General features: G+C 43.4%; 12 protein-coding genes. 11 read left to right on the plus strand and 1 reads right to left on the minus strand.

The window, feature by feature from the left end; all coding sequences use genetic code 11:
- Positions 1-244: 244 nt before the first annotated feature.
- A complete protein-coding gene (locus DESACI_RS07485) occupies positions 245-2,308 on the minus strand; it encodes a methyl-accepting chemotaxis protein (RefSeq protein ID WP_014826577.1) in 2,064 nt (687 codons plus the stop codon).
- 598 nt (positions 2,309-2,906) lie between these two features.
- On the opposite strand from DESACI_RS07485, the gene DESACI_RS07490 reads away from it, so the two are divergent.
- From DESACI_RS07490 to DESACI_RS07540, 11 genes are all read left to right on the plus strand, one after another.
- Positions 2,907-3,203: a BMC domain-containing protein gene (locus tag DESACI_RS07490; protein WP_014826578.1), complete on the plus strand. Its 297-nt coding sequence runs from the start codon at positions 2,907-2,909 to the stop codon at positions 3,201-3,203.
- 42 nt (positions 3,204-3,245) lie between these two features.
- The gene (locus DESACI_RS07495) at positions 3,246-3,536 is read left to right on the plus strand and encodes a BMC domain-containing protein (RefSeq protein WP_014826579.1); all 291 of its coding nucleotides are present in this window, start codon (positions 3,246-3,248) and stop codon (positions 3,534-3,536) included.
- 44 nt (positions 3,537-3,580) lie between these two features.
- The gene (locus DESACI_RS07500; protein WP_014826580.1) at positions 3,581-5,080 is read left to right on the plus strand and encodes an acetaldehyde dehydrogenase (acetylating); all 1,500 of its coding nucleotides are present in this window, start codon (positions 3,581-3,583) and stop codon (positions 5,078-5,080) included.
- Positions 5,081-5,107: 27 nt separating this feature from the next.
- Positions 5,108-7,657: a choline trimethylamine-lyase gene (gene cutC / locus DESACI_RS07505; RefSeq protein ID WP_014826581.1), complete on the plus strand. Its 2,550-nt coding sequence runs from the start codon at positions 5,108-5,110 to the stop codon at positions 7,655-7,657.
- A 24-nt stretch (positions 7,658-7,681) separates the two neighbouring features.
- Positions 7,682-8,668: a choline TMA-lyase-activating enzyme gene (gene cutD, locus DESACI_RS07510; RefSeq protein WP_014826582.1), complete on the plus strand. Its 987-nt coding sequence runs from the start codon at positions 7,682-7,684 to the stop codon at positions 8,666-8,668.
- Between the two features lie 43 nt (positions 8,669-8,711).
- Positions 8,712-9,065: an ethanolamine utilization microcompartment protein EutS gene (eutS, locus tag DESACI_RS07515; RefSeq protein ID WP_014826583.1), complete on the plus strand. Its 354-nt coding sequence runs from the start codon at positions 8,712-8,714 to the stop codon at positions 9,063-9,065.
- On the plus strand, positions 9,062-9,502 hold the full coding sequence (locus DESACI_RS07520; protein ID WP_014826584.1) for a EutP/PduV family microcompartment system protein: 441 nt from the start codon (positions 9,062-9,064) through the stop codon (positions 9,500-9,502). The genes eutS and DESACI_RS07520 overlap by 4 nt, the downstream gene beginning before the upstream one ends.
- 163 nt (positions 9,503-9,665) lie before the next feature.
- A complete protein-coding gene (locus DESACI_RS07525; RefSeq protein ID WP_014826585.1) occupies positions 9,666-10,331 on the plus strand; it encodes a hypothetical protein in 666 nt (221 codons plus the stop codon).
- Positions 10,328-11,170, plus strand: coding sequence for an ethanolamine utilization protein EutJ (gene eutJ, locus DESACI_RS07530; RefSeq protein WP_014826586.1), 843 nt, complete (start codon positions 10,328-10,330; stop codon positions 11,168-11,170). The genes DESACI_RS07525 and eutJ overlap by 4 nt, the downstream gene beginning before the upstream one ends.
- Before the next feature lie 14 nt (positions 11,171-11,184).
- Entirely contained in the window at positions 11,185-11,478 is a 294-nt protein-coding gene (locus DESACI_RS07535) for a BMC domain-containing protein (RefSeq protein ID WP_014826587.1), read from the plus strand.
- A gap of 113 nt (positions 11,479-11,591) precedes the next feature.
- Complete coding sequence (locus DESACI_RS07540) at positions 11,592-11,852, plus strand: EutN/CcmL family microcompartment protein (RefSeq protein ID WP_014826588.1); 261 nt, start codon at positions 11,592-11,594, stop codon at positions 11,850-11,852.
- The last annotated feature ends 15 nt before the right edge of the window (positions 11,853-11,867 follow it).

Raw genomic sequence — 11,867 nt, forward strand, 5'->3', positions numbered from 1 at the left:
ACCACGGGGCCTTGCTGTAATGATCACAACAAAGGTCTGATCAAAAATTGTTGGCCTCCTCAATGCATCACTCTTTTGCTTCTGATGATTAATAGCCAAGGCGCTGTCACTATAGTGACAACGCCTTGGCTATTTACTGCCACTTTGCGTTTTTTAAGTTGGGTCTTTACACAACCTTCTAAAAACGATTAATTAGCGAACTGGGCAGATGTTAGAGAACTTATGCAAGTAGGGAAGAAGCAGCTTAGAACTGGAATTTTTTAATTTCCTCTTTCAGTTTGTTTGTACTTTCCGTAGTTTTTAGGACTTGTTCTTTGACCTCATTGGATCTGGTTTTTACTTCAGCGGCTCGATTGGCAATATTTGTAATTCCCATAGCCCCTTCATTAGCTGCATTCGCCACACCATCAATAGCAGCTAAAATATTACTTATTGAATTCAGAAGACCTTTAGATGTCTCGCTGAATTCAGTGACAAGTTCATCGACAAAGTTGGCATCCTCTTTATATTTTCCAGCGACATTGAGCATAACCTCATAATCGTTATGCACATCGCCAGAGACAAAGGAAAGCAGATTATCGGAATTGCTTGAGAGATTATTGACAGAGATTGTTACCTTTGTTGTGACATCCTGAATTTGCATGACGGCACCTTTTGATTGTTCCGCAAGTTTTCGGATTTCTTCTGAAACAACTGAGAAACCTCTGCCTGCTTCACCGGCCCTGGCGGCTTCAATCGCTGCGTTTAAGGCCAGTAAGTTAGTTTGTTCGGTGATTTGCATAATGGACTGGGTTAATAAATTAATTTGTTCAACGACTTTAGAATCAGCGATTGCCTGTTCCAGCGTTCCTTTGGTGACTTGGAAGACGTCGGATGCTTTTTGTTGGGCTGCATCAACGTTTCTCTTGGTATCTTCGGCTCTATCCGCAATTTTCTTTGCGGATACCTCGCCTTCCCGGGACTTTTCGGCAATTAACTGGACTGATTTTTCGATTTCCTGGGAAGTTGCTGCCATTTCCTCTGATGAGGCAGAAGTTTCTTCCATACTGGCAGCTAATTCTTCGGTAGTCGCGGAAATTTCTTCGAAGTTCTCGGTTAAAATCAGGACATTATTCATTACTTCCTGAACTTCTTGTTCGATAATCGAAGATTCGTTCCTGATGCTGGTTATCAGTTGTTTGATAGAATTCTTCATGTCGTTAATAGCCTTTGTGATTGCTCCAATTTCATCGAACCTCGCCAGGTAACTAGCATCTATCTCTTGAGTAAAGTCTCCTGTAGCAACGGTCATTAAATACTCAGATGACTTTATGATGGGCTCAGTGATTCGTTTTGTCGTGATAACAATTAAGAATACCGTAATGAGGAGAATAAGGGCGGAAACAATTAATACCATCAGTGATATTTTTCTGGCACCTTGAGTTAATTCACTTTCGGCCATGAACGATGCTAAAATCCAGTCTGTTCCGGAAACCCTATAGGGATTAACTATGTACGTCTCGCCGTTTATGTTGACATCGAAAGGTTTTAAGTCTTTGGCAAGGAGATTTTCCAAGCCGGGTATTTTAACGTCTGAGAGTTTCTTGAAATTATTTTTAGGATCATTACCATCTGCTAAAATAACCCCAGTATTATGGACAATCATATAATATCCGGTTTTACCGGTTTTCATGGAACTTAACATGTTGCTGATAACAGATTGCTGAACGTCAATCCCTATTGTCCCGATGAGGTTTCCGTTAGCATCGGTGAAGGATCTGACGTTGCTTGTGATCATTTGATGGGAAATACCATCAACATAAGGAGCTGTTCTTACAATCGCTCCTTTGCCGCTTATACCGGTTTTATACCAGCCTTTTTCGGGGGGATTGAATTTAGCTGCGATATCTGTTTCGGGCCACTGAAGATAAGCGCCGTTTTGCGTACCGAAATATACATACATGGTCCCTGGATGGCTTTTGGCGTATTGATCAAATACATTATAAATTTGTTGCTCTAACCCTCCGTTTTTTGAAGGAGTCATTTTTACTGAGCCGTCGTTGTTAGCATAGGAAGTTATATTGCCTGTATTAGCTTCCATAACTAAAGGGTTTGTAGCCATCATGTTAATATCTTTATCAATTTGGTCATAAAAGTTTTTTATTGCTTTTTCGGCAATTTTCATTTGTTCGTTGGAATTATTAAAATAATCACTTCTGGCCTGAGTAGTTACCTCGTAGCTCGCAATAGCCCCTACCGTGGCTAAGGCAACAATAATAATTAACAATGAAAGCGCTAGAAATCTTGCTCGTATACTTCTAAATTTCATTCATAAACCTCCTTTACAAAATAAGCATTGAGAAATTTCGGCAATCCTCAAATTACAACACAACAATACCTTAAAGTTCTACAAATTTCAATATTCATTATTTCGGTTTTAGATCAAATTAAGTTATGCGTAGAGCAAAAAAGTGTTCATTTTATGTAAATGATTTGGGGTATTTAAGGAAGTTTCCAGTGGAAGTATAGGTAAGTGAATAAATGTAAATAGAATTAACGAGAAAGGAATAGAAAATAGCTAATAAAACTACAAAATGAGCGCTTCATGAGGTAAATATGGATTATTTTAGCTAATTTAGCCTCATGGTGCGCTTTTTTAATAAGAAATTGAGGGGACTTTACCTATTATAGCTTTAATAAGGCTTTTGTTTAGCTTATATCCCGTATAAGTGTTTGGTATATTACAGTTTCGGCTGGAGGTACTATAATTTAAAAAGTATAGAAGATTGTCGAAACTAGAGCAAGAATTAAGCAGTTAAACAGTCCTGCTACTCTAAAAGTGAACTATATAGCGCCAAATGAGTGAGAATATAGGGTTCTTTGCTTATCCGGTCAAAGCTTTAATCAATATAAAGAGGAGTTTTTTCATGGAATATTTCGGAGAAGAAGCCTTGGGCCTTGTTGAAACAAGGGGGATGGTTCCGGCTATTCAAGCGGTGGATGTTATGTGTAAAACAGCCGACGTTGTTCTTGTTTCCTATGAAAATATGGGTTCCGGTCTTGTCACCGTGATGGTGAAAGGCGATGTTGCTGCAGTGAGGTCTGCTGTTGAAAAAGGATCAGCGGCGGCAGCTGCCATCGGTGAAATGGTAGCTGCCCATGTAATTCCACGCCCCGTCAGCCGGGTAGGCAAAATTGTCTCGCGACATGATATAGATAACTGACATCAAAATGACATCATGATGACTTCGAAAGAGGAGAATTGCATGGAGAGAAATGATGCCTTGGGATTTATTGAGACCTATGGACTAGTATCGGTACTGGAAGCAGCAGATGCCATGTGTAAGGCGGCGGATGTGGAATTGGTAGGCTATGAGAATGTAGCTTCCGGGTTGATTTCAGTTGTCGTGCGCGGTGATGTAGGTGCCGTAAAAACAGCGGTGGAGGCCGGCGTTAAAGCAGCTGCCTTGGTAGGCAAGATTTATAGTACCAATGTTATTGCCAATCCTCATCCGGATGTAGAAAAAATCATTGCCAAGCATGTGATTGATTGGTAAGGGGTGCTGTTAAGTTATCATTTTCTTGAGGAGGGAGGACGAGTATGAAGCGGATTGACAATGATTTGCTTTCCATTCAAGAGGCACGGATCCTTGTGGAAAATGCTCGCGAAGCGCAAAAGTCTTTAGCAGCATTTCCCCAGGAAAAGTTAGATAAAATTGTTGAATGTATGGCTGCAGAAGTCGTAAAAAATGCTCGGGACCTTGCGGTAATGTCTCAGGAAGAAACGGGATTTGGCAGATGGCAGGATAAACTGATAAAAAATATATTTGCCAGCGACTATCTCTTTAAGAAACTTAAGACTATGAAGGTTGTCGGTATTGTTGCAGAAGACAAAATCAATAAGACCATGGATATCGGTGTACCTCTGGGAGTTATTGTCGCTTTGCCGCCGGCCACGAATCCGGTGTCGACAACGATCTATAAAGCCTTAATCGCCATAAAATCCGGAAATGCCATTGTTTTTTCTCCCCATCCCAAAGCTAAAAGAACCATCGGCAAAGCGCTTGAGGTGCTCATACGAGCGGCGGAGGGCAACGGCTTGCCCTCTGGGGCTATCGGATATTTGCAGACAATCACAGCCCAGGGTACTGCAGAAATGATGAAACATAATGACACAGCCCTGATTCTGGTGACGGGTGTGCCCAAGATGTTGGAAGCTGCTCATAAAGCAGGAAAACCTGTTATTTATGGCGGACCCGGCAACGGACCGGCCTTTATCGAGCGTTCTGCCGACATAAAGCAAGCGGTCAAAGACATAATTTCCAGCAGAACCTTCGACCATGGCATTATCTCAGCTTCAGAACAATCCATTGTCGTTGAGGAATGTATTGCTGATGAAGTAAGGCGTGAACTTAGAAATCATGGAGCTTGTTTCCTTTCCGAGGGAGAATCGCAGGAACTCAGTAAATTATTCCTGCGGTCTGATGGGACGATCAATTCAGAAATTGTCGGCAGATCGGCCGGTGAGATAGCTGCGAAAATTGGGATGCAAGTTCCGGAAGAAACCAAGGTATTAATTTCCGAGCAAAAATATGTTTCTGATGACAATCCTTATTCTAAAGAAAAACTCTGCCCTGTCCTGGCTTTTTATGTTGAAAAGGATTGGCTTAATGCCTGTGAAAAGTGCATTGAATTGCTTTTGAATGAAGGTCAAGGCCATACTCTTGTGATTCATTCCCAGAATGAACATGTGATTCGCGAATTTGCTCTCAAAAAACCGGTATCTAGGGTCCTGGTCAATACACCTGCTACCTTAGGTGGTATCGGAGCGACAACCAATCTCTTTCCGGCCTTGACCTTAGGCTGCGGTGCGGCCGGTGGAGCGTCAACATCCGATAATGTCTCCCCCATGAATTTGATAAATATTCGTAAAGTCGGTTATGGTGTGCGCACCTTAGAGGATATAACCAAGATTTCCCCGCCGGGTAGTGAGGTCCGCTCCAAGGATGACGGCCAATTTGTTGTACAGCGCTCCGGAGAGAGCTCACAAGATTTAAAAAATCTTCTGGTGGAATTGTTGGAAGAGCTTAGAACTCGCTAAAGAGTTAAGTAAAGGGAGGACTATGATTTGAATCTCAAAGATTTTTCAGCGAAATTCGCCGATGCTACTAAAAACATGTCGCCGGAAGAAACAGCGGCTATTATGAAACTGTTTGAGGGGATTTCAAAGGAACTGACTGCCAAGACAACGCGTACTGCAGTTCAGAACGCAACAAAATCTCCCGTATTTGAAGGGGAAATTACCGCTCTAACGCCGCGTTTGAAACGACTGCGTGAAGCTTATCTAAAAGCAAAACCAAGTGTCAGCATTTATCGCGCCAGAGCGTTCACTCAAGTGGCCAAAGAAAATGGGGGTCTGCCGAAAATTTTGCTGCGGGCTAAGTGCTTTCGCAAAGCTTGTGAGACTGCCCCCTTGTTAATCCAAAAGGACGAGCTGATTGTCGGGCATCCTTGTGGAAAACCGCGGACAGGGGCTATTTCTCCGGACATTGCCTGGAGATGGGTTCGGGATGAACTGGATACAATGGCGACAAGACCGCAGGATCCCTTTCAAATCAGTGAAGAGGATAAACGTGTTTTACGAGAGGAGATTTTCCCATTCTGGGAAGGCAAGAGCGTCGATGAAATCTGCCAGCAACAATATGAAGAAGCTGGTGTCTGGTCTTTTTCCGGTGAGTCATTTGTCAGCGATCTTTCCTATCATCAGCAAAATGGCGGGGGAGATACCTGCCCGGGTTACGATATTATTCTCATTAAAAAAGGAATTAATGGTGTAAAGCAAGAGGCTGTAGATAAGCTAAGTAAGTTGTCCATGGAAAATCCCGAGGACATTGATAAGATCTACTTCTATAAAGCAGAAATTGAGACTTGCGACGGAATCTTAGCCTATGCCAAACGACTTTCAGATTATGCCAGGGAACTTGCCGACGGAGAAAAAGACTTAGGGCGGAAGAAAGAACTGGCTAAGATCTCCGAGATCTTGACAAATGTACCTGCCAATCCGCCGCGTACGTTCCAAGAAGCGCTTCAGTCTGTCTGGACTTTAGAATCACTCTTTATGGTGGAAGAAAACCAAACGGGAATTTCCCTCGGACGTTTGGATCAATATATTTACCCCATGTTCAAGGCCGACCTGGAAGCAGGCCGTCTTAACAAATTGGAAGCCTTTGAATTGTTAAGCTGTTTCATTATCAAGTGTGCTGAAGTAATGTGGCTGTCCAGTGAAATGGGTGCCAAATATTTCGCAGGCTATCAGCCCTTTATCAACTGTACGGTGGGCGGACAGAAAAGAAGCGGCGGTGATGCTACCAATGATTTGACCTATCTGATCATGGATGCCGTTCGGATTACCAGGATGTATCAACCAGCCCTTGCCTGTCGGATTCACAATAAATCACCCCATGAGTATTTGAAGAAAATCGTAGACGTTGTTAAAGCCGGCCTTGGTTTTCCGGCTTGCCACTTTGATGATACTCATATCAAGATGATGCTCTCTAAAGGTTTCAATATTGAAGATGCTCGCGATTACTGTTTGATGGGGTGTGTTGAACCGCAAAAGTCCGGGAGAATTTATCAGTGGACATCTACGGGATATACCCAATGGCCCATTGCCATCGAATTTGTCTTGAACCGCGGCATGATGAAATGGCACGGAACGATGGAGGGGCTTGACACAGGAGACCTGGACAATTTTAAGACTTACGAAGAATTCGATTCAGCCTGCAAAAAGCAAATTGAACATATTGTTCGCTTATCGGCCATCGGAACTGTCGTCAGTCAACGAGTTCATAGAGAACAAGTACCGAAACCGCTTATGTCTTTGCTGATCGAAGGCTGCATGGAAAAAGGCACCGATGTAACCAACGGCGGAGCGCTGATTAATTACGGTCCGGGACTCATCTTCTCCGGCTTAGGAACTTACGCAGATTCAATGGCTGCCATTAAAAAGCTGGTTTTTGATGAGGAGAAGTACACATTGAAACAGATGCGTGATGCGTTGGCTGCAAACTTTGAAGGCTATGAAGCCTTGCGAACAGATTGCCTAAATGCTCCGAAATATGGAAATGACGATGACTATGCGGATTTTATTGCCTCAGATATTATCTCTTGGACAGAACGGGTTCACAATTCCTTTAAGATGTTGTACTCCTACTTAAGTCATGGTACCCTCTCCATTTCTAACAATACGCCGATCGGAGAAATTACCGGTGCTACTCCTAATGGACGACTTGCCTGGACGCCGCTTTCTGATGGAATCAGCCCGACACAAGGCGCTGATAAATTAGGCCCCACGGCCATTATTAAATCGGTAAGCAAGTTGAATAATGAGGCTATGAACATCGGTATGGTGCATAATTTCAAACTTTTACGGGGTATTTTAGAAACTCCGGAGGGGGAGAATGGTCTGATTACCTTACTTCGGACGGCATCAATTCTCGGCAATGGGGAAATGCAATTCAGCTACGTAGACAATGAGGTTTTGAAGAAGGCCCAAGTGGAACCAGAGAAATACAGAGATTTGATCATTCGCGTTGCCGGGTATAGTGCCTACTTTGTAGAACTCTGCAAAGAAGTCCAGGATGAAATTATCAGCAGAACTGTCTTGGATCATTTTTAATTTCGTTTAAAGGAACAAAACATGATGAGTACAGAATCCACAGGCTGCATAGAACGCAAAGCGAGGATCTTCAACGTTCAGAAGTATTCTATCTATGACGGGCCGGGCATAAGAACATTGATCTTCTTCAAAGGCTGCCCCTTAAGATGTCAATGGTGTTCTAACCCTGAGGGTCTTGAACGGAAATTTCAGGTCATGTATATGGAAGATTTGTGTATCCATTGCGGAAGCTGTGTCTCAGTTTGCCCGGAGACTATTCATTATTTCAGTGCTGATGAGGATGAGTCAGTTCAAAAGCCAGACGGCATGAAGCCCAGGCATAAAGTCCACCGAGATATTAACTGCAGTGGCTGCCGTAAGTGTGAATCCATATGCCCCCAAAAAGCACTGTCTATTGTCGGTATGGACAAAAGAATTTCTGAGGTCCTGGAAATCATACGGCAAGATACTCTCTTCTACTTAAGTTCCGGAGGAGGTGTCACTCTTGGAGGCGGCGAGGTCACCATGCAGCCGGAATTTGCTGCCAATCTCCTCATGGAATGCCGAAGCATGGGGATTCATACAGCGATTGAGACCTGCGGTTATGCCAAACTGGATTCACTGCTTGCCGTTGCCCAGTTCACCGATTTGATTCTCTTTGACATCAAGCACATTGACTCTGAGAGACACTACGAACTGACGGGAGTACGCAACGAACGTATTCTCGATAACCTGGGTGAACTCATCCGCCGGGGCTTCAATGTGAAAATCAGAATGCCTCTTTTGCGCGGCATGAATGAATCATCGTCAATTATCCGGCAAACCATGGAGTTTTTAAAACCCTTTGCCAATTATAAAAACTTTCAGGGCATTGATTTGCTCCCCTATCATAAATTAGGCATCAATAAGTACAAGCAATTGGATAGGACATACCCTATTACTGAAGATCTGAGTTTCGAAGCCGAAGAATTGGAACGTATTGCAGAGGTCATTAAAGATTATGACCTTCAGGTCAAAATAATCAAGCACTAGAAAAGGCCAAGAGTAATTCACGAGGGGCGAACGGAGGGATGTTATGGGTGCCGATGAAGCATTTGATCGAAAACGTATAATTCAGGAATATGTGCCTGGAAAGCAAGTTACCCTGGCTCATATCATAGCTTCGCCCGTTCAGGATTTATATGAACGCTTGGGAATTGAAGAGAAGGGAGCCATTGGGATTTCAACGCTTACGCCCAGCGAGACTGCGATTATCGCAGCCGACATTGCAACGAAGACGTCTGATGTAGATATTGGTTTTTTGGATCGCTTTACCGGTTCCCTGGTCATATCCGGTGACGTAGCCAGTGTTGAAGAAGCTATGATTGCCATCAATGATACGTTGGAAAAGCTGTTGGGATTTACTCCGGCGAAGATTACGCGCACATGAAGAAACGCATTATGATCGTTGGACCTACCCAAGCCGGAAAATCCACTCTGGCGAATGCCTTAAATGATAGCGACAGACCCTTAAAGAAAACCCAGGATGTTATTTATGGTAAAAATACCATTGATACGCCCGGTTCATATATTGAAAACGCTTCAATGTATAAATACTTAATTGCCACGGCTCAAACCGCGTCTCATGTGCTTCTGCTTCTGGATTCCTCCAGGATGATTGATGTATATCCGCCAGGATTTGCAAAAACGTTCAACTGCCCGGTGATTGGTGTCATCACTAAGACCGATGCAGCCCCGGAAAATATCGATTTGTGTACTCAGAAGCTCTTGCGCATCGGTGTTTCTGAGCCGTATTACCGGATTTCCTGCAAAGACAATACGGGTGTAGAAGCTTTAAGATCACAGTTACTGGCCGATCAGAGTTAGTTTTTAGATTCAGAGTTATTTTTCAGATTAAAAGTTGGTTTTTAATAACGTGTTAGTTTCTAAGCTAACGACCCGTTGATTTTAGCGAAACTATGATTAGATAGCGATATTGGCAGTTATAGGTTAATTCCCGAATTGTGATTTCAGAAAGTGGGGTGAGGCTATGAAATTTATTACCGAGATGGAACTGCGAGAACGATATAAAGCTGAGCCATTTACCACGTATTTTCTGGAACACCAGATAAAAATTACTCCGGGTGCCCGCCAATTTTTAGTCGATAGAGGGGTGAAACTGGTACAGGCACAAGGACGTGATGATGGGGGAGCGAAAAAATCCGGCAATGAAAATTCGCTTCAAGTGCGGCAAAGCTGGCTGGTACAGAGATTGCAAGGCAAGATGGAATGTCTAAAGGCTCTCTTGCTGATGGTGGGGTCAGATCTTTTAAAGGACAGTGACGCTGAGCGGGCTGAAGAAGTCTTGGATCTAGCTCGATACTTTCAAAGTTTAATCACTGCCGAACGCGAAGGGACAGTTCCGGATGACATAAAGTTCTGGGGCTGGGCAGAAGAGGAAATCAAAACATGTGCTGACAACTTGGGCAAGTTTTTTGAAATTAATGATTTTCACGCTCGGTTGGAGAATGGCAAAACGATGACTGCCTTAAACTATATACACGCTTCCCTCTGTGAGATGGAACCTGCGATTTTGAAAGTCTATTGGGTTGAAGAACTGGGCGCTTGTTCGCGCCAAGACTTAATTGATAAAGTCCATTTGATCAATAACATTCTCTGTATCATGATGTGGAAGTGTCTGGGAGGACAGAAATGAACACCGTAAATTCAGCGTTTCAATATTGCGATCAACTTGTTCAGGATTTCGAGAAGGTTATAGTCCAACCTATCGTCAAACCATCCTCAGTTTATTACACCGGAATTGACCTGGGGACAGCCTATATTGTCTTGACAGTTCTTGATGAACGTTATCAGCCGGTTGCAGGGGCTTATCGTTTTGCCAATGTGGTTAAAGACGGAATGGTAGTGGATTATATCGGCGCCATACGTATTGTCAAAGAATTAAAACAAGAGCTTGAAGAAAAACTCGGCACTGAACTGCTTTTTGCTTCCGCTGCCCTTCCTCCGGGAACCTTTACTTTGGATTCGGGCGCCATAAAGCATGTAGTCCAAGGAGCCGGGTTTGAAATTACAAAACTGTTGGATGAACCGACGGCGGCCAATGCTGTTTTAAAAATTAAAAATGGAGCAATTGTAGATATTGGCGGCGGTACCACAGGAATCGCGATTTTAAAAGACGGCGAAGTGATTTATGTCGCCGATGAGCCAACGGGTGGTACCCATTTTTCCCTGGTCATTGCCGGAGCCTGCAAAATGAGTTTCGAGGAAGCTGAACAATATAAACGAAATTCTCAAAATCACCGGGAATTAACCCCAGTCTTGCGTCCTGTGATTGAGAAAGTTTCTTCCATCATTAGCCGTCATGTACAGGATTACTCGGTTCCGGAAATCTATCTTGTAGGGGGAACCTGTTGTCTGGAGGGCATCGAAACAATTATTGCCAAACAGACAAACCTGCCAACTTTCAAACCGCGCAACCCTATGTTTGTGACTCCCTTGGGTATAGCCATGAACTGTACGCAGGAGATCCTATAGATGAGGTGACTTTTATGGAATATCGAATCATTAAATCTCCTTCTAAAGGAACTGTGGATTTGCTTATGCGGCGCAAAGGTTCCGCGCCATCTGTTCCCATTGATGACTATGATGCCATAGGTTTGGTTCAGGGACGGTTGATCGATATGGTTTTTGCAGCCGATATTGCCGAAAAAGCAGCCGGAGTTATTGTGGAAGATATCAAGGGGCACTGCCCGCAAAATCTAATCATGATTGCTATCTTTGGTGATACTGCGGCAGTGGAAGCAGCTATTCAGGATATACAAGCAAAATTAAAGGTTCATTAAAGTTTTTGAAAGATTAACAAAAAAGGCGTATCTCAAAATGCATTACTAAATCCCAATCCAAATCTTAAATCCTATTTACTTAATGTCATGAAAGAAAAAACAGGTGAAATGTAATGATAGCAGCAAAAGTAATTGATAATATTTGGGCGACCCGCAAAGCCGATTCGCTCCGGGGCCTAAAGTTCATGCTGGTGGAAGTTTTAGGGGGAATTGATGCTGGACGTCTCATGATCGCTGCCGATACGATCGGAGCCGGTATCGGTGAACGTGTCCTTGTTTGCACCGGGAGTTCCGCCCGTAAAATGCTTGACCATGACAATACCCCTATAGATGCCGTTATTACGGGAATTATTGACGAAGACTGTACATTTTAAGAAATTCGGAGGTGG

The sequence above is a fragment of the Desulfosporosinus acidiphilus SJ4 genome, from assembly GCF_000255115.2.
GTDB lineage: Bacteria > Bacillota > Desulfitobacteriia > Desulfitobacteriales > Desulfitobacteriaceae > Desulfosporosinus > Desulfosporosinus acidiphilus.

Coding starts and splice junctions, on each gene's coding strand:
- DESACI_RS07485 (WP_014826577.1), bottom strand. CDS start 2,308: ATGAAATTTAGAAGTATACGAGCAAGATTTCTAGCGCTTTCATTGTTA.
- DESACI_RS07490 (WP_014826578.1), top strand. CDS start 2,907: ATGGAATATTTCGGAGAAGAAGCCTTGGGCCTTGTTGAAACAAGGGGG.
- DESACI_RS07495 (WP_014826579.1), top strand. CDS start 3,246: ATGGAGAGAAATGATGCCTTGGGATTTATTGAGACCTATGGACTAGTA.
- DESACI_RS07500 (WP_014826580.1), top strand. CDS start 3,581: ATGAAGCGGATTGACAATGATTTGCTTTCCATTCAAGAGGCACGGATC.
- cutD (WP_014826582.1), top strand. CDS start 7,682: ATGAGTACAGAATCCACAGGCTGCATAGAACGCAAAGCGAGGATCTTC.
- eutS (WP_014826583.1), top strand. CDS start 8,712: ATGGGTGCCGATGAAGCATTTGATCGAAAACGTATAATTCAGGAATAT.
- DESACI_RS07520 (WP_014826584.1), top strand. CDS start 9,062: ATGAAGAAACGCATTATGATCGTTGGACCTACCCAAGCCGGAAAATCC.
- DESACI_RS07525 (WP_014826585.1), top strand. CDS start 9,666: ATGAAATTTATTACCGAGATGGAACTGCGAGAACGATATAAAGCTGAG.
- eutJ (WP_014826586.1), top strand. CDS start 10,328: ATGAACACCGTAAATTCAGCGTTTCAATATTGCGATCAACTTGTTCAG.
- DESACI_RS07535 (WP_014826587.1), top strand. CDS start 11,185: ATGGAATATCGAATCATTAAATCTCCTTCTAAAGGAACTGTGGATTTG.
- DESACI_RS07540 (WP_014826588.1), top strand. CDS start 11,592: ATGATAGCAGCAAAAGTAATTGATAATATTTGGGCGACCCGCAAAGCC.